Source organism: Nesterenkonia cremea, assembly GCF_014642675.1.
Lineage (GTDB): Bacteria > Actinomycetota > Actinomycetes > Actinomycetales > Micrococcaceae > Nesterenkonia > Nesterenkonia cremea.
The window spans coordinates 21,027-38,674 of record NZ_BMIS01000009.1 but is presented as its reverse complement, the minus strand read 5'-3'; the positions used below and the strand labels follow the sequence as shown (position 1 = coordinate 38,674).

15 protein-coding genes are annotated in these 17,648 nt (G+C 66.7%); 6 read left to right on the top strand and 9 right to left on the bottom strand.

All coding sequences use genetic code 11. From position 1 onward, the window contains the following. Positions 1 to 124: 124 nt before the first annotated feature. The gene (locus IEW85_RS14650) at positions 125 to 2,467 is read right to left on the bottom strand and encodes an SH3 domain-containing protein (protein WP_188685346.1); all 2,343 of its coding nucleotides are present in this window, start codon (positions 2,465 to 2,467) and stop codon (positions 125 to 127) included. Positions 2,468 to 3,338: 871 nt separating this feature from the next. Between IEW85_RS14650 and IEW85_RS10195 the strand changes: the two genes are divergently transcribed. The 3 genes from IEW85_RS10195 to IEW85_RS10185 all read left to right on the top strand — a co-directional run bounded on the left by IEW85_RS10195 (position 3,339) and on the right by IEW85_RS10185 (position 5,075). Then, positions 3,339 to 3,728 (top strand): RNA-binding S4 domain-containing protein, encoded by a 390-nt coding sequence (locus IEW85_RS10195; protein ID WP_188685345.1) that lies wholly within the window; start codon positions 3,339 to 3,341, stop codon positions 3,726 to 3,728. A gap of 38 nt (positions 3,729 to 3,766) precedes the next feature. Next, positions 3,767 to 4,111 (top strand): non-heme iron oxygenase ferredoxin subunit, encoded by a 345-nt coding sequence (locus IEW85_RS10190; protein ID WP_188685343.1) that lies wholly within the window; start codon positions 3,767 to 3,769, stop codon positions 4,109 to 4,111. A 337-nt stretch (positions 4,112 to 4,448) separates the two neighbouring features. Beyond that, positions 4,449 to 5,075 (top strand): YigZ family protein, encoded by a 627-nt coding sequence (locus IEW85_RS10185; RefSeq protein ID WP_188685341.1) that lies wholly within the window; start codon positions 4,449 to 4,451, stop codon positions 5,073 to 5,075. A 6-nt stretch (positions 5,076 to 5,081) separates the two neighbouring features. On the opposite strand, the gene IEW85_RS10180 is transcribed toward IEW85_RS10185, so the two are convergent. The 3 genes from IEW85_RS10180 to IEW85_RS10170 are packed head-to-tail and all read right to left on the bottom strand — an operon-like array spanning position 5,082 to position 7,146. Further along, positions 5,082 to 5,855, bottom strand: coding sequence for a hypothetical protein (locus IEW85_RS10180; protein WP_188685339.1), 774 nt, complete (start codon positions 5,853 to 5,855; stop codon positions 5,082 to 5,084). Continuing rightward, positions 5,852 to 6,748, bottom strand: coding sequence for an ATP-binding cassette domain-containing protein (locus IEW85_RS10175; protein WP_188685336.1), 897 nt, complete (start codon positions 6,746 to 6,748; stop codon positions 5,852 to 5,854). The genes IEW85_RS10180 and IEW85_RS10175 overlap by 4 nt, the downstream gene beginning before the upstream one ends. A 38-nt stretch (positions 6,749 to 6,786) precedes the next feature. Then, a complete protein-coding gene (locus IEW85_RS10170) occupies positions 6,787 to 7,146 on the bottom strand; it encodes a GntR family transcriptional regulator (protein ID WP_188685334.1) in 360 nt (119 codons plus the stop codon). Positions 7,147 to 7,261: 115 nt separating this feature from the next. On the opposite strand from IEW85_RS10170, the gene IEW85_RS10165 reads away from it, so the two are divergent. Further along, positions 7,262 to 8,074, top strand: a complete 813-nt coding sequence (locus tag IEW85_RS10165) for an HAD-IIA family hydrolase (protein ID WP_188685333.1) — start codon at positions 7,262 to 7,264, stop codon at positions 8,072 to 8,074. 749 nt (positions 8,075 to 8,823) lie between these two features. On the opposite strand, the gene IEW85_RS10160 is transcribed toward IEW85_RS10165, so the two are convergent. Beyond that, positions 8,824 to 11,529: an MMPL family transporter gene (locus IEW85_RS10160; RefSeq protein ID WP_188685331.1), complete on the bottom strand. Its 2,706-nt coding sequence runs from the start codon at positions 11,527 to 11,529 to the stop codon at positions 8,824 to 8,826. Positions 11,530 to 11,648: 119 nt separating this feature from the next. Continuing rightward, positions 11,649 to 12,293 (bottom strand): TetR/AcrR family transcriptional regulator, encoded by a 645-nt coding sequence (locus tag IEW85_RS10155; RefSeq protein ID WP_188685329.1) that lies wholly within the window; start codon positions 12,291 to 12,293, stop codon positions 11,649 to 11,651. Between the two features lie 114 nt (positions 12,294 to 12,407). On the opposite strand from IEW85_RS10155, the gene IEW85_RS10150 reads away from it, so the two are divergent. Together IEW85_RS10150 and IEW85_RS10145 are read left to right on the top strand one after the other, a co-directional pair. Continuing rightward, positions 12,408 to 12,611, top strand: coding sequence for a hypothetical protein (locus tag IEW85_RS10150; protein WP_188685327.1), 204 nt, complete (start codon positions 12,408 to 12,410; stop codon positions 12,609 to 12,611). Continuing rightward, positions 12,593 to 14,224, top strand: a complete 1,632-nt coding sequence (locus tag IEW85_RS10145; protein ID WP_229658951.1) for an anthranilate synthase component I family protein — start codon at positions 12,593 to 12,595, stop codon at positions 14,222 to 14,224. Before IEW85_RS10150 ends, IEW85_RS10145 begins: the two co-directional genes overlap by 19 nt. Positions 14,225 to 14,274: 50 nt before the next feature. On the opposite strand, the gene IEW85_RS10140 is transcribed toward IEW85_RS10145, so the two are convergent. The 3 genes from IEW85_RS10140 to cls form a co-directional block, all read right to left on the bottom strand. Next, positions 14,275 to 15,081 (bottom strand): hypothetical protein, encoded by an 807-nt coding sequence (locus tag IEW85_RS10140; protein ID WP_188685322.1) that lies wholly within the window; start codon positions 15,079 to 15,081, stop codon positions 14,275 to 14,277. Continuing rightward, on the bottom strand, positions 15,071 to 16,027 hold the full coding sequence (locus IEW85_RS10135; protein WP_188685320.1) for a hypothetical protein: 957 nt from the start codon (positions 16,025 to 16,027) through the stop codon (positions 15,071 to 15,073). The genes IEW85_RS10140 and IEW85_RS10135 overlap by 11 nt, the downstream gene beginning before the upstream one ends. Before the next feature lie 66 nt (positions 16,028 to 16,093). Next, a complete protein-coding gene (cls, locus tag IEW85_RS10130; RefSeq protein WP_188685318.1) occupies positions 16,094 to 17,605 on the bottom strand; it encodes a cardiolipin synthase in 1,512 nt (503 codons plus the stop codon). Positions 17,606 to 17,648: the final 43 nt, after the last annotated feature.

The window sequence follows — 17,648 nt, the reverse complement described above, 5'->3', positions numbered from 1 at the left end:
GGCTGTTCCGCTGAGGCGGCTCTACAGCAGAATCGCGTACCGGATTATCGACAATGACGGACGCAATCCATCTGTTCGCGACATTCCGGTACGCGATTCTGCGCGTGAGGGGCGAGGCTGCGGCTCAGGCGGCCATCACGTAGTCGGTGTTGACCCAGCCGGTGAGGGTCTCGTCCTCGCCGGTGTAGCGCACCTGGATCCAGGAGCCGCTCTCGTCGAGCTTCTCCAGCTCCGCGCCCCGCGGGATCTGGACCAGGCGGTCGCTGGAGGAATCGGCCTCCTCGCGCAGCGGCACGCTGTAGCTGGCGTTCCAGACCTCGGCCGATGACCGGGTGGAGACGGTGTCCGCTCCGCCGGTGCCGTGGATCTCCAAGTAGGAGTCGCCGTAGCCGCCGGGGTCGTTGTCCCAGCCGTTGAGGCCGGTGACCCCCTGGTTGGGCAGGACCTCCTGGGTGCAGTGCGGCCACGCGCCCCAGCCCTGCTCCTGCCAGAGGGCGTAGGCACGCTGGATCTGCTCCTCCTTGGAGGCCTCGCTGGGCAGACCCTCGCCGCCCACAGCCTCCCAGGAGCTCAGCTGGAACTGCAGACCGCCGTAGAAGCCGTTGCCGGTGTCGATGGACCAGTCTCCGGTGGACTCGCACTGAGCCAGCTGATCCCACACCTGGCTGTAGGGCTCGCCGGTGGAGCTCTGGGCGTGCAGCCCGCTGGAGGGGCCGGTCTGACCCGGCTGCTGTGAGGGAGCCTCCTGCTCGGGCTCCTCCTCCGGCTCGGGAGCGGGTTCCGGCTCAGGCTGCGGCTCGGTGCCTCCCTCCGGCTCCTGGAACTCGAAGGTCCAGGAGGTCTCGCCGGTGAGCTCATAGCCCTCATCGGCCGTGGCCTCCACGGTCACGCCGCCCTCAGGGACCTCGACGTCGTCCTCGATGGCGCCGGCTGCGGTGGTGTAGGTGACGCCCTCCACCTCGGGCATCTCGACCAGGTTCCAGACCTGCTCAGGCGCCTCCGCAGTGACCTCGATGAGCTCTGGTTCGGGCTCGGGGTCCTGCGCTGGCTCCTCCTCAGGCTCCGGTTCGGGCTCGGGCTCTGGCTCGGGGTCCTGGGAGGCAGGCTCCGGTTCGGGCTCCTCCTCAGATTCAGGCTCAGGCTCGGGCTCAGGCTCCGCATCGGGTTCCTCCTGAAAAGCCTCTTCCTCAGCCTCGTCCTCGAGCGGCTCCTCCTGCTGAGCCTCCTTCTCGGAGTCCTCCTCGGAGCCCTCGTCCTGCACGGGCTCCTGCTCCGGCTCCTGCTCAGGCAACTCAGGCTCGGCAGGCTCCTGCACGGCCTCATCCTGGACAGGCTCTTCAGCAACCTGCCCCTCGGCCGGCTCCTCCTGAACAGGCTCTTCAGCAGGCTCCTCCTGGACAGGTGCCTCCTGCGCCGGCTCCTCAGGCTCTTCCGACTCGGGCTCGGGCTCGGGCTCAGGCTCGGGGGCAGGCTTATCCGCCTCCTCCTGGACAGGCGCTTCCTGGGCAGGCTCCTCCTCAACCGGGACTTCCTCAGCCGGAGCTCCCTGAACAGGAGCCTCCTGGACAGGCGCCTCCTGGACAGGAGCCTCCTGGACAGGCGCCTCAGCATCCTGCCCGGATCCCTGGCCAGCGCCGCTCACGCCGAAGTCGAGGTAGGCGCCGTGCATCCAGCCGGTCTCGCCCTCGATCTCGACCTCGTACCACTCGCCGTCCTGCTCGCCGGTCAGCTCCACAGTCACGCCCGGGGCGATCCCCCGGATCACGTTGTGCTCGGTGCTCGGACCGGTGCGGAAGTTCTGCCACACAGTGGTGGTGGCCGTCTGGGTCGCCACCTCGGTGAGGTAATCGGAGTGGGACCACAGGGTCTGATCCTCGGAGGCGAAGCTGAGCCAGTCGCCGTCGCGCCCCGTCACCTCGATCTGGGTGCCGGGCTCCAGGACAGTGTGCACGGAGTGCTCCGTGCCGGGGCCGGTGCGGGCGTTGAGCCACACACCGTCCACCTCATAGGTTCCCTCCACCTCAGGCTCGGCCGGCCCGACCTCGTCCAGATAAGCGCTGTGGGACCAGACGGTCTCACCGCTGCGCTCGAACTGGACCCAGTCGCCGTCCTGCGCGGTGACGGTGATCTCCTCGCCCTCAGACATCCCCTGCTGCACAGGGTGGGAGGTTCCCGGACCGCTGCGCGCGTTCAGCGGAGTGGTCACGCGGTAGACGGTGGGATCCATCTCCTCGGTGCCCGCGCTGGTGGAGACCGAGACGGTCGGGGCCTCCACTCCGGAGGTGCGGGTGATGTCCAGGGCCACGCCGTCCAGCGCGTTGGTCCCGGTGGTGGGCACATCGGTGCCCGGGCCGGTCGGCGTCGGGCTGGGCGCTGCGGGCGCCGCCGTCGCCGCTTGGGCATTCATCGGCAGGGTCAGGCCTACGGCAAGAGTGCCGACGATAGCCGTAGAGAGTTTCTTCGGCACAGCAATTTCCTCACTAGTCGTTCCGCGGAACGGCCCCCTCGGGGCGCACCAGGTGCACCCCACATCTGTCGCTGCGGGGGAAGCGGCGCATCGTACACAAGGATGGGAAGCCAGCGCGTACGACTCGCCGCATTCGGGTTCAGAGTAACCCGGGGCTGTCAGGGCATGGCAAGGAGAAGTCCGCAAAGCTTCGAGCTGCAGTTGAAGATGCTCGGGGGCTGGCTGAGTGAGGTGAGGAGGGCAGTGCATCGTCTGGCTGCCACTACCGCAGGACATCCGAAGACTCTGCACTGCCCTCTTCGCGTTCCACTATTTCATCCGTGCAAGCTTCAGAACCCCCGTGCCGGGGCACGCGGCTGACATCGTAATCAGACTGTGACTGACCGTGACTCCTGGAGCCTGCGCTGCCCTGGCCGCATGCTGAGTTCACACCTATCTGAGACCGCGACCGACGCCGAGGCCGCACCCTCCTCCACCCGGGGTGACCTGGTGGTTCGGCGTCGCCTCCGCAGGGCGGGAACCGGAATGTTCGACGCCGGAGCACTGCTGCTGAGTGCCTGCGCAGGAGACGACCCCGAGGCCAGGGCCACCCCCGGACCGGACCAGGGCTCCTCCCCCGAGACCCCGCCTGAGGGGAGCGAGGCGCAGCAGCAGGAGGAGGGCAGCAGCACCCTGAACAGGGGCATGGCTCCGAAAGTCCCAGAATACTTTCAGGTTGCGCCCATTGATCACTCAAGCTCGCTCCCTAGAGTGGTGACTGCCTCTTCAAGGTGCGAGTGATTCAGCAGGCCCCGTGTCGAAGTACAGCGTCCCCCTCACGCTTTCGACACGGGGTCTGCGCTCGTTTGGGGGCATTTCCTAGACTGGCGGCATGAGTGAGAGTGCCCCGACCTCGCCGGTCCGAGTCGATGCGTGGCTGTGGTCCGTGCGCATGTTCAAGACCCGCTCGGCGGCCACGGAAGCCTGCCGGGCCGGCAAGATCAAGATCGACGGCGATCCGGTGAAGGCCTCGCTGAAGATCTCCCCGGGCACCGAGATCCACATCAGCAGGCCGGGTTTCGTGGTGATCCTCGAAGTGGTCCACACCCATTCCAAGCGCGTGGGCCCGCCGGTGGCGCGCAAGGCCTATCAGGACCACTCCCCCGAGCAGATCAAGCCGCGGGAGGTGGGACTGCCGGTCCGCGAGCGCGGGACCGGGCGGCCCACCAAGCGTGAGCGCCGGCAGCTGGAGGCGCTGCGCGGCTACATCAAGGAGCGCTGAGCAGGAACCGGGCGGGGCGGACCCACTACCCTGGAACCATGACTGAACCAGTGAACCTCGGACCGGCCAGCCAACTCCCTGAGGGCGAAGTCATGCGGGTTCCCGCGGAGGACTCCGGATACGACACCGACATCGCCGTGGTCCACGCAGAGGAGGGCGGATTCTTCGCCCTGGACGACGAATGCAGCCATGAGGCGGTCTCACTCTCCGACGGATTCGTGGAGGAGCAGACCCTCGAGTGCCCCATGCATGCCTCGGCCTTCTGCCTGAGGACAGGGGTTCCGGAGACTCCGCCTGCGATGAAGCCGGTGAAGACCCACCGAGTGAGCGTGGAGGAGGACAACCTGGTGCTCTACCCAGGGACTCCTTTCTCCGAGGAGTGACCCTGCTCTGACCTGGAGCGATGCGACCAGCAAGCAATATCCAAAAACTCACAGGAAACTTCCAGGGAGTTTTGGGGGAACCATCAAGGTGGATTCCTATAGTGGTAAGTACCTCATCAAGGTGCGAGTGATTCAGAGCCCCCGGGCCCGGCACAAAGCGTCCCCCTCACGCAGCCGGACCCGGGGGCTCTTCTCTGCCCTGGGACCTTCTCCTTTCCGTGGGTGATCGAAGAAACCCATGAAAGCCGCCGAAACAGCCTGAATCTGGCCAAAACATGGGTTTTATCGATCACCCACGAGGATGGCGGAGCTGGGGCGGCGGATAGTGTGGTCTGCGATGGCTGAGCAATACACCACTCTGGCGGCTCCCACCGAGGCGGAGCTGGAGATCAAGAAGTCCCGCTTCATCTGCGCGCTGGCCCCTGCCCGCACGGAGGAGGAGGCTCGGGAGTTCATCGCCCAGCAGATCTCGGCCCACCCCAAGGCCCGGCACCACTGCACCGCCTTCGTGCTGGGCCCGGACGCCTCGGTCCAGCGCAGCAACGACGACGGCGAACCCTCCGGCACCGCAGGCCGCCCCATGCTGGACGTGCTGCTGCAGGAGGAGATCACCGACGCCGTCGCTGTGGTCATCCGCTACTTCGGCGGGGTCCTGCTGGGAGCCAGCGGCCTGATCCGCGCCTACGGCAATGCGGTCTCCGAGGGCATCCGGTCCGCCCAGCTGGCCCACTATGCGCTGCGCCAGGAGATCACCGTGGTGCTGGGCTATCAGCACGGCCCCTCCTTCGAGGCCGAATGCCACAGCGCCGGCTGGTTCGTGGTGGACACCAGCTACGGCGAGCGCGTCACACTGACCTTCGCCGTGCCGCCGGAGGAGACCGACCAGGCCATGGATCGGCTGGCCGATCTGACCTCCGGCGCCGCCGAACCCGCGCTGGGCGAGACCCGCTGGGTGCTGCGCTGAGCAGGACTAGGCCGGCGTCGCGCGGCGGATCATGAGGTAGGTGCCGCCGCCGACCACCAGGGAGACCGGCAGCGTCCACAGCGCCAGGGTCAGCGACGTCTGCTCGCTGAACCAGCGCCCCACTGCGGGCCAGCCGTCATTGCTGGTGATCAGCATGACCGCCACGGCCACCAACACTGCGAGGCCGAGCAGCACCGTCCAGGTCCACACCAGCCCCATTCGCAGGTTCAGGATCACGACTCCGAAGCCGACGAGCATCACCATCAGGCACAGCGCCGCGGCCAGGACTCCGGCTCCTGCGATCCCGGAGCTCTCAGTCAGGAACGGCAGGTCGAATGTGTAGACGTGCATGCCGTAGCCGTCGGTCACCCGTTCCAACAGGGCCGCCAGGACGAAGAGCACCCCGTAGGCCGCGGAGACGGCCGCGAAGGCCAGATAGGTGCCGATCAGGAAGACCCGACGGCTGAAGCTCAGAGCCATGGAGAAGGGGAAGTTGTGCGAGGCCGCATAGGCGGCCATGAACGCCAGGCACCAGACCACGGCCTGGGAGGCGCCGGCATAGAAGGGATCCTCCGCAGTCCAGGGGCCCTCGGCCCGCACGCGGTCCAGCCAGAATCCGATGCCCAGAGCGATCGCCCAGGCGGCGAAGAAGACCATCAGCGGCACGTGGATGAGGAAGGACTTCACTTGGAAATGAAGCCGGAATGCCGCTGGGACCCGAGCGAAGCTGGAGCGGGGCTGCATACTCGCAGCCGTGGTAGACGTCGTCGTGGTGCTCATCGTGCCGCCTCCTGCTGCTTCTCGGTCATCCGGACGATCAGTTGCTGCAGGGACACCGGGACCACGTCCAGGTCCAGCTCCTTGAGCCTGTGCCGCTCGGCCTGGCTGAGCGCGCCCAGCACGGTGGTGCGAGCCATCCTGCCCAGCTCCTCATGGTGGAGCACCTCGCGGGTGCCGGAGATCTCGGCGACGGCGTCGGCCCGGCCCACCAGCGTGACCGCGCGGTCGCGCAGCTGCTCTACGGGCTCATCCATCAGGATGCGGCCCTGGTCGATGACCACCACGTTCTCGATCAGGTGGGCCACCTCGTCGATCAGATGTGAGGAGAGCACGATGGTCCGTGGGTTCTCCGCGTAGTCCTCCAGGAGGCGGTCATAGAAGAGCTGGCGGGCCACCGCGTCGAGACCCATATAGGGCTCGTCGAAGAAGGTGACCTCAGCCCTGGAGGCCAGCCCGATGATCACGCCCACTGCTGAACGCTGGCCGCGGGACATCTTCTTGATCCGAGTCTTCTCCGGAACCTTGAAGTCCTGCTTCAGCCGCTCGGCGAGCTCCCAGTCCCAGTTGGGGAAGGCCAGCGCAGCGGCGGCGAAGGCGTGGGAAGCCTTGGCGTCATCGATGTATTTCTGCTCCTCTCGGACAAAACAGATCTGCGGCAGCACCTGCTCGTTCTCATGCGGGGCCTGACCGAAGACTGTGATCTCACCGGAGCTGGGCCAATCCTGGGCGGTGATCAGCGACATCAGAGTCGTCTTCCCCGCGCCGTTGCGGCCGAGCAGGCCGTGGATCATGTCCTTCTCAAAGGTGACGCTGACGGCGTCGAGCGCTGTCGCACCGCGGTAGTTCCGCGTGACGTCGCGCACCTCGATCGCCGGTCTCTGCTGGGTGCTCATCAGAACATCCCTCCTCTCCTGATGCCCGTGCGGGCATCTCACTGCTCGCGCGCTCTGGCGCGGAGCATCTCGATCACGCTGTCCGTCGAGAGTCCGACGGCGCGCGCTTCGGTGAGCATCGGTTCGAGGTAGTGATCGGCGAAGTGCTGTCGGCGTTCGGCACGCAGGATCTCCTGGGCGCCGTCGGCGACGAACATACCCAGACCGCGGCGCTTGACCAGGATGCCCCGGTCCACCAAAAGATTGACACCTTTGGCCGCCGTCGCCGGGTTGATCCGATGGAAGGCTGCGAGTTCGGTGGTGGAGGGCGCGCGCTCCCCTTCAGCCAGAGAGCCGTCGAGCACGGAGGACTCGACCTGCTCGGCGATCTGCACGAAGAGCGGACGGCCATCTTCCACGGGACTCACCTCCAACAGGACCTCCCCAGCTTAGACCACATCACTACCTCAGTGGTTCATTACTTGACTAACTAACCACTGGAGTGAGCGATCTGTCAACGGTAGGATGGGCAGCATGATGAACGGTGAGAACATCGAATGCTGGCTGACCGACATGGACGGCGTGCTCGTCCGTGAACACGAGGCCCTTCCGGGCGCGGCTGAACTGCTCGAGCAGTGGCGCCGTCAGGACCTGCCCTACCTGGTCCTGACGAACAATTCGATCTTCACCGCCAGAGATCTCAGCGCCCGGCTGCGTCACTCAGGGCTGGTCGTGCCCGAGGAGCGGATCTGGACCTCCGCGCTGGCCACCGCCACCTTCCTGGCGCAGCAGGTGGACCGGGACAAGGGCCAGGGCAGCTGCTACGTGGTGGGCGAGGCCGGCCTGACCACGGCGCTGCACGAGCACGGCTTCATCATGACCGAGACCGACCCCGACTACGTGGTGGTCGGTGAGACGCGGAACTACAGCTTCGAGGCCATCACCAAGGCGGTGCGCCTGATCAACGAGGGCGCCCGCTTCATCGTGACCAACCCGGATGCCACCGGCCCCAGTCCAGAGGGCGTGCTGCCGGCCACCGGGGCGATCTCCTCACTGATCACCAAGGCCACCGGGCGCGAGCCCTATGTGGTGGGCAAGCCGAACCCGATGATGTTCCGCTCCGCCCTGAACCACCTGGGTGCCCACTCGATGCAGACCGCGATGATCGGCGACCGCATGGACACCGATATCGTCGCCGGCATGGAGGCAGGCATGCACACCATCCTGGTGATGTCCGGAGTGTCTTCGCAGTCGAGCATCTCCGAATACCCCTTCCGGCCGAACCGAATCATCGACGGCGTCCACGAGCTGGTGGACGACTTCATCCAGGATGATGCCGAGGACTGAGGGGCTTCTTTCCTGCTCGTGAGCTCCTACGGAATTGCGTACCTGATTGTCGATGATGGCGGCCGCAATCCGCTGATTCGACACATTCCGGTACACGATTCTGGGGCCGGGCGATTCCCGGCCCCGGCCTGGCGCCGAGCTTGGACGCCGGGCGCCGGGCGCCGGGCGCAGAGAACGCCGCGAGCCTTCTGCTGCCTGAGCGCCGGGGCGAGCCTCAGCTGCACCTATTGTCGATGCTCAGCGAGGAAGGACCGGATCCTGCGCTCTTCTCCCTCAGGGTCTTCCACAGTGAGGACGGCCTTCCGGAAGCCCTCATTGACGAGCTCCAGCACGATGTTCTGACGGGGATCCCGGACATTCCAATAGGAAGCCCGTCCCTCAGCGAGAAATGTTCCCATATACCTGCCCGGCAGAGACGTCCCCATCAGGCGGGATTCCGGGCCCCGAGATCCGATGCCAGAGTCTGCGGCGACATGTCTGACGTTGCTGGCTTGCAGACGCAGCTCTCTTCGGAACCCGAAGATCTTCGCCCAACCGCGGGGCTTCACCACCACATGATCACCGTCGAAGAGGATTCTGTTCACCCGACATCCTTCGCTCAGCCCTCGGAGTCTTCTGTCCTCAGGCTATCGGCCAGCACAGCCCCACACCCCCAGGCGCGTAATCGCGCGCCGGAATGTGGTGAATGAGCGGATTGTGTCCGCCATTGACCACATTCCGGTACGCGATTCGGAAAGGGAAGAAGATCCTCAGCTGCGGGTGGACGCGTACTCCTCGGCGTCGGCGTCGGCCTCCTTCTCGGATTCGACCCCTTCGCGGCGGCGGCTTCGACGACGCCGGCCGTTCGCCTTCGCCTCCTTAGCCTCCTTCCGCGCGGCCTCGGCCTCCTCGGTCTCACCATCGGTCACCTCACGCTCCAGCGCGGCACCCTCGACGTCGACGTCGGGCAGCAGCCTGTCCAGCCACTTCGGCAGCCACCAGGCCGCCGGACCGAGCAGGTGCAGCACCGAGGGCACCAGCAGCAGGCGGACCACGAAGGCGTCCAGCAGCACGCCGCCGGCCAGACCCAGGCCGATGGAGGCGACCATCGGGTCATCGGTGAAGATGAAGCCGGCAAACACCGAGCTCATGATCAGCGCCGCGGCGGTGACCACCGAGCGACCAGCGTGCAGACCCTGACGCACCGCCAAGCGCGGAGCCGAGCCGTGAACATAGGCCTCACGCATCCCGGAGGCGGTGAAGAGCTGATAGTCCATCGCCAATCCGAAGAGGATGCCCACCATGATCACCGGCAGGAAGGTCACGATCGGCCCGGGCTCGCTGAGCCCGAAGAGATCGCCCATCCAGCCCCACTGGAAGATCGCGACCACGATACCCATCGCCGCGGCGAAGGAGCCGATGAAGCCCAGCGTGGCCACCACCGGCAGCAGGATCGAGCGGAAGACGATCACCATCAGCACCAACGACAGGCCGACCACCAGCGCCAGGTAGAGCGGCAGCGCATCGGAGATGACATCGGAGATATCGATGTTCGCCGCAGTCATACCGGCCACGGACAGCTCCACACCGGAGAGGTAGATGCCCTCGGTCTCGGCCTGGACGCCGGCGAGCGGCTCGCCGTCGCGGAACTCGTGGACCAGCGACTCGGTGGACTCCGCGGACGGGCCCTCCAGCGGCAGCACCTGGAAGACGGCCACCGAGTTCTCGTCATTGACGCCCACCGGCACGGCGGCGTCGATGTCATCGCGGGCGCTCAGCGCCTCGCCGATCTCGATCTGGTAGTCCATGGCCTGGTCCTCGTTCAGGTCACCATGCAGATCCGCCACCACCAGGAGCGGACCGTTCATGCCCTGACCGAAGGCCTCCTCCGTGGAGCTGTAGGCCTGGTAGGCGGTGGACTCCTCGGCCTGGGAGCCGGCGTCGGGAAGGCCCAGCCGCATGTCGAAGGTGGGCACGGCCAGCAGACCCAGTCCGATCAGCGAGACCGCGGCGATGCCCAACGCCTTGAGGCTGCCCATCGGCGTCGTGATCTTCTTGGACTCGCGCAGGCCGATGTAGCGGCGCTCCTTGCCACGCAGGATGCGGCGGTCCACCAGGGAGAGCAGCGCCGGGGTCATAGTGGTGGCCATCAGTACCGCGATGATCACGCAGACGGCGGCCACCGTGCCCATCAGGCCCAGGAAGGGCAGGCCGGTGACGTTGAGCGCCAGCAGCGCGATGACCACTGTGGCGCCGGCGAAGACCACCGCATTGCCTGCGGTGCCGTTGGCCAGCGCGATGGATTCGCGGACGGACATCCCGTCCTTCAGCTGGTTGCGGTGGCGGTGCAGGATGAACAGCGCGTAGTCGATGCCCACGGCCAGGCCCAGCATGAGGCCCAGGATCGGGGTGACCGACATCATCTCCACTGTGCCGGAGAGCGCCATCGCACCGGCCACACCGATCCCGACGCCGACCAGCGCGTTCAGCAGCGGCAGTCCGGCGCCGATCAGCGTACCGAGCATGATCAGCAGCACTGCGGCGGCCACCATCAGACCGATGACCTCGGCCACGGAGAACAGGTGAGGCATCTCCATGGAGATGTCTTGGGAGGGGAGCACCTCCACGCCCTCGATCTCAGCGGCGGTCAGATCCTCGTCCAGGGAAGCGAGCTCCCCCATGCCCACGTTCTCCAAGGCCTCATGGAAGGAGACCATCATGACGGCGACGTCGCCGTCCTCGGAGACCATGCCCAGGTCCTCGCTGAGCGCCAGCATGGCCTCGCCGCGCTCCAGCTCAGCCTCGGCAGGGGCAACCTCCTCCTCGGCGGCCTCCAGCTCGGCCTCGCCCTCTTCGATCTCCTCGAGGGCGCCGTCCAGTTCCTCCTGAGCGACGTCGATCTCACCCTGCTGATAGGTGAACTGACCGGCGAGCGCGTCATAGTAGCCGCCGGCCTGGGCCTCCTCGATGGCGGCGTCGAGCTGACCCTGAGCCTCGTCGAGCTCAGCCTGGCCGCCCTCGATCTCCTCGCGGCCGGCCTCGAGCTCCTCCCAGCCCTCGTCGATCTCCTCAGTGCCCTCCTCCAGCTCCTCGCGGCCTTCGGAGAGCTCCTGCTGGGACTCAGCCATCTCCTGCTCGGAGACGAAGGGGCCGGTGACCGAGTCCACGGCCTCGTGCTGCTCGACCTCCTCGATCAGCTGTGCGACCTCGGCCTCCTGGGCCTCGGTGAAGGCGCTGCCGTCCTCAGTGCGCAGCACCACGCTGGCGCTTCCACCGCCGGCGTCGGGCATCTCTTCGGCGAGCCGGTCGGCGACCTGTGTGGTCTCCAGGTCCGGCATGGTGATCTGGTCGGTGAGCTGGCCCCCGAAGCCCAGGAAGGCGCTGATCGCGAGGACCAGCAGAGCGAACCAGGCGGCGATGACGGTCTTGGCGCGGCGGGCGGCCAACAGACCGAGGCGGTAGAGCATTTTTGCCATGAGTGACCCTGTTCTGACGGTGGAGAGAGGTCAGTGAACCTCAACCAGCATAAACGGAACGGTGCGTCTCATAAATATATTTCGAGACGTGACGACTCGAAAGTGAGAAGCATCACAGATCACGCAGGACGGCGCGGCTCCAGCGCGCCGTCGAGCATCACATGGAGCAGCCTCTTCAGCGACTCCCCATCAGGCTTCCCCACAGTCAGCATCTGCATCACCACAGCCCCCATGACCGCAGAGGCGACCATCCCCGGATCCACATCATCGCGCAGCTCACCGGCCGTATGGGCCGAGCGCAGCCGCTCCGCCAGATGCATCCCGGACCAGACATCGGTGTTCTGCAGCAGCTCCTGGATGGCCTCGCCGCCGCTGACGATGGCCGCCATCAGGCTGCGCAGGATGACCGTGCCCTCATCCTCGTCCTGCTTGCACAGGCCCTTCACGCTCTGCTCGACCCAGCTGTCCAGATCAGCACGCAGATCCCCAGTGTCCGGCACCTGATGGAAGTCCAGCTTCACGTACCCGGTGACCAGCGCCTCCAGCACCACGGCGGCCTTGTTCTCCCACCAGCGGTAGATGGTCTGCTTCCCGACGCCGGCCTCCGCCGCGATCCGCTCCACGGTCAGCTCCTCATAGGGAAGCTCCTCCACGTCGAGCAGCCGCGCAGTGGCCTCCATGACGGCCTGGTGGGAGGCTTCGCTGCGCGGGCGCCCACGGCGCGAGGCGGTGCTCTTGGCGGGAACGGCGGGGGTCTCAGTCACGCAGATCATCGTATCGCGGGCGGGTCTGGGCGGAACCCCTGTGGGACTGGAGCTGGGTGTCGGTGGGACTGATGCTGGGTGGGGCGGCGGTGAGCGAAATCGTAGACTTGGTCCATGCCCAACAACTCCCAGGGAAGCCGCGGATCCGGCTCCCCCTCCACCTCCACAGGAAACTGGCTCCTGCTGATCGGCGGACTTGTCGTCGCCGGCTCAGGAGCGTTCTTCCTGTTCATCGACCACGGCTGGACCCTGCTCTCGGCCGTGCAGCTCGGCGTGGGGGCCTGGATGGCCATCGACGGATGGCGCGGACTCTCATGAGGCTGCCGGAGGACACCCTCCTGCACAGCGCCGACCTCGCAGCGGCCCTCTTCTCAGCACTGAACGAGACACGGCCCGAGGCCCCGGCCGCTCTGCTGGACAGCAGCGATCACCGGGTCTCCCCCACCCCCGAGCGCAGCCGGTACAGCGTCCTGGCCTTCTCCTTCGGGCCCCAGCGCGAGGAGGTCGTGCATGCCCGCGGCATGACCACAGTGCGGCACGCGGTTTCTGAGAAGGGCGCTTCCGAGCACAGCACCGAGCTGCCCTTCTTCCAGTGGCTGCACCAGAACTGGGAGATCCTTCCCGACGCCGGCCACCCCGGTGAAGAGGCCGCCCCCTTCCAGCTGGGCTGGGTGGGCTGGCTGGGCTATGAGATCAAGCGGGAGCTGGGCTCCCCCGACGGGCGCGCCTCCGCCCAGCGCAGCACTGAGGATGGCCTCCCCGAGACCGAAGCCCACCTCTTCCGCGCCACCCACGCCGTGGTGGTGGACCACCACCGCGGCGAACTGGAGACCCAGTCGCTGAAGGAGGATCCGGCTTGGGAACAGGAGGTCGCCGCGGCAGTGGCGGAGGTGGCCGAGGCTGGGCTGGGCAGTGCTGGGTCGGCGAGTGCTGGTGCGGCCGACGTCGGGCGTGGGGATGCGAGCGCTGAGAGCACCGCTCACCCCGGGGAGCTTGAGGCGGCACTGAGGAATCTGCGGGTCCGCGACTCCCAGGAGGAATATCTGGCGGCGATCCGTGCCGCCCAGGAGGAGATCCGCAACGGCACCACCTACGAGGTCTGCCTGACCACGGCGGTGAGTGCCGAGCTGCACGGCTCCTCCCCCGCCCTGGAGCTCTTCGCCCGGATGCGGGAGCGGAACAGGGCGCCCTTCACCCAGTACCTGCACCTGCCCGGGGCACAGGACCCAACCCCCGACGCCGGAGCCGGGACGGGCACCAGCGCTCCCCTGCGCACCGAGATCCTCTCCACCTCGCCGGAGCGCTATCTCAGTGTGACCCCAGGTCAGGGCACCAGCATCACGGTCCGGTCGGAGCCGATCAAGGGCACTCGCCCCCGGGGCAGCACCCCGGAGGAGGACCAGGCGCTGGCCCACGACCTGCGCACCCACCCCAAGGACCGGGCGGAGAACGTGATGATCACCGATCTGGTGCGCAACGATCTCTCCATCCACTCGGAGCCCGGCACGCTGCGCACTGAGCGGCTCTGCACCGTGGAGAGTTACCCGAGCGTGCATCAGATGGTCTCCACGGTGAGCGCCCAGCTGCACGAGAACGCCCATCCGGCCGATGTCATCGCCGCGGCCTTCCCTCCCGGCTCCATGACCGGGGCCCCGAAGATCTCCACGATGAATATCCTCGAGGAGCTGGAGACCGGACCGCGGGGTGCCTATTCGGGAGTGGCCGGCTACTTCAGCCGCAGCGGGGCCGCAGACCTCTCCGTACTGATCCGGACAGCCGTGATCACCCACGACGGCGAGCGCCGCCGCCTGCACCTGGGCCTGGGTGGGGCCGTCACGGCCGACTCCGACCCCGAGGCCGAATGGGAGGAGGTCCGCACCAAATCAGCGGGCGTCCTGGGCGCCCTGGGAGCCGAGTTCCCGCAACGCTGAGGCGAGCCGCCGGCATCGGGACCTCCCCATCTGCGCGTGATCACCCACGGTCACACAGCGGGGAGTTTGGCGCTCTGGGCCTCCACGAGCTGCTCGAAGACCGACTGGTCCACGTTGATCGCGCTGATCATCACCAGGTTCTCCCCGTAGTCGACCGTGGCGAACCAGCCCTCCACAGCGGAGCCGTCCTCGAAGTCCATCTGCATGCTCATGCCGCCGAACGCCCCGTGGGAGAAGCTGGCAAACTCGGCGGTCTCCGTCTCGTTCTCCAGCACGGTGCTCTCGCAGGCGCCCAGCAGGTCCTCCCAGACCTGGGCCGAATCGGCCTGTCGGTCATAGCTGAGCATCCAGAGCGCCATGCTGCCGTCGGCATAGCCGATCTCGCGGATCACGCCCTCCAGCGGATCGTCCCCGATGAGGTCCACGTTCACCGCATCCATGGCGGCCGCGCATTCGGACTCCCCGAAGCCCTCGGTGTAGACGCCCTGGTTCACACCCATCCGCTCGTGAAAGTACTCGGTGCCCGTGGTCTCGGCGAACTCCAGGACCTCGAGGGGCATCTCCTCCTCGTCCAGCAGCAGTCCGAGGATCTCCTCCTCGCTGAGCGCTGCGGGAGCCTCCTCGATCTCGCCCGCCTCAGCTGCGTCACCTTCAGCCGACGACGCCGCCGGCTCGCCTTCCGGGGCGGCCCCCATACCTTCACCGGCCTCGGCCGCCGCCGCAGCCTCCTCCGTGGACACTGCCGCATAGGGTGCCTCGGCAGTCTCCGCCGCGGCGGGATCCGAGCTGGAGCAGGCGGTGAGGGTCAGCGCCGAGAGGGCCAGAAGCGCTGCGGAGACACGGGGATCAGGCGTCATCCTCATCGTCGCCTTCGTCCTCATCATCGTCCTGGTCATCATCGTCTTCGTCATCGGAAGGGCCCTCGATCTCCTCGTCATCGAGGTCATCCTCAAGGCCCCCGTCATCGTCCTCGTCGCCCTCGTCGCCCTCGTCGAGGTCCTCCGGCAGACCCTCGTCCAGCTTTCGCTCCTGGACCCGCAGCACATCGGTGAAGGTGCCTGCCGGGACGTCCATACCCACGGCGTAGACGATGTTCTCTCCACGGTCCAGAGTGGCCAGCAGGATGTCGTCGAAGTACAGGTCCTGCTCGAAGAAGCTGCCGGCCTGCACCGTCATATGCACGCCGCTCCACTCGCCCTGTTCCACAGCGCCGATCGAGACGACATCGCCGTCCTCCTCAATCTCCACGCCGTCGCAGGCATCCAGAACGGCCTCCCAGACCGAGGCGGTGTCCTGCTCATCGCGGAAGGAGGAGATGCCCACCAAGATCCCGTCCTCCTCATAGGAAGTGTTCGGGTTCTCACGCAGGCCGCTCACAAAGTGGTTCTCCCGGCCGTCGGTCTCGATGTCCTCCAGCTCGGCGATGCCGTCGAAGCAGTCCTCCTCCTCGGAGGAGTAGTCGATGCCGTCCAGCGGGACCCAGTACTCGGCGAACTCGGCGTAGTACTCGCTGAGGGAAGGGTCGTCCTCCTCCTGATCGAAGCCGTCCACGCTGTAGGGCCAGTCGTCCTCGTCCAGCAGCAGATACTGGATCTCCTCAGCGTCGAGCTGCTCGAAGGTGAGCTCGGCCGGGTCGATCTCAGGCTCTTCAGGATCCGGAGTGGATTCGCCGCTGCCGCCGGCGTCGGTGCTTCCGCTCTGATCCTCCTCCTCCAGATCAGCGGTGGGCTCCAGGCCCACGCAGCCGGTCAGGACCAGTGCTGCCAGTGCGGTGACGGCCAGAGGCCTGAGTCGTGTCTCCATAGCTTCCCCCTCAATATGCGACGCCGACTCCCACATTCTACGGTGCTCGGCTGCTGCAGGGCCCGGCTACTGCAGCGCCGAAGTCAGACGGAAGACGTTGTCCAGGTATCGCACCCGCCAGGGACGCCGCTTCCAGGCCTCGCAGTCCAGCTCGGAGGCGCCCTGCATATAGCGGGAGTAGATCTCAGTGATCTCACCGACTTTGTCCTCGTCGACGATCATCAGCGTGACCTCGAGGTTCAGTGAGAAGGAGCGCATATCCATATTCGAAGAGCCCAGGACCACGACCTCGTCGTCGACCACCATGAACTTCGCGTGCATGACCTCGGGTGCCGGGTAGCGGAAGAGCCGCACACCGGACTCCAACAGCGCCGAGTAGTAGGACTGCTGGGCGTGCTGAACGGTGAACTGATCCGCCTTCTCCGAGACCATCACCTGGACCTCCACTCCGCGGCGGGCGGCTGTGGTCACCGCATAGAGCAGCGAGTCATCCGGCACCAGATAGGGGGTGCAGATGATGATCCGGTCGGTGGCCTGGTAGATCAGGTCGTTGAACAGGCGCAGGTTGTTCTCATCCGGGAAGCCGGGCCCGGAGGGGACCACCTGGACCAGGGATCCGCCCTCGGCGGCCTCATCGGCCTCCATGTCCACCAGCAGCTTCTCACCCAGGTCCTCGCCGGTCTCGGCGTACCAGTCGGAGGCGAAGACGATGTCCAGGCCGGTGACCGTGGGGCCGGTGACCACCAGATTCAGCTCCACCCAGCGCCGACCGATCCGCCGGGCCGAATCCCGCTGATAGTGGGGCTCGATCAGGTTGGTGGAGCCGGTCAGCGCGGTCTCACCGTCGATGACCACGATCTTGCGGTGATTGCGCAGATCCAGACGGGAGAACCGGCGCCTGAACGGGCGGATGGGCAGCACGCGGTGCCATTCGAAAGTCTCCCCCAGCTCACGGCTGACACGGGTCAGCCGACGGCGCAGCCGCTGGTAGCCGCGGACCCGGAAGGTGCCCAGGTGGTCATAGAGCAGGCGGACCTTGACCCCGCGGGCCGCGGCGCGCTCCATCGCCTCCAGCACCGGGCCGACGTATTCGTCGTCGTTGCCGATGATGTAGAAGAGCATGTGAACGTACTCTTCGGCGGCGTCGATCCTCTCCACCAGCCAGTCGAAGGGCTCGCGGTACTCCGTCATCAGCCGGATCTGGTTTCCCTCCTGGATGGGGAAGGCGCCCAGATTGCGGTTCAGCGCGGCCGTGTCCCCGAGCTGCTCGTCATGGCCGCGCAGCTGATCGACCAGGTCCAGATGCCGCGTGGCCTCCAGCAGCGACTCATTGATCCGACGCTGACGCTCCTGGCGGCGTCGGGAGAGCTTATGGCTGCCCAGCATGAAGAACAGCGGCAGCGCGATGACCGGGATGAAGAAGATGGCCAGCAGCCAGGCCATGGCGGTGTTGGGGCGGCGGTTCTCCGGGATGATGCCGATGACCAGCAGGCGCACGCCCATCTCGAAGACCAGGATGAGCAGGAAGATCCACTGGGGCAGAGATTCCAGCCCCAGTCCGCTCAATGGCCACAGCACGATGTACTCCCTCCGAATCCGTCCTGCTCATCCTACGGCCTGC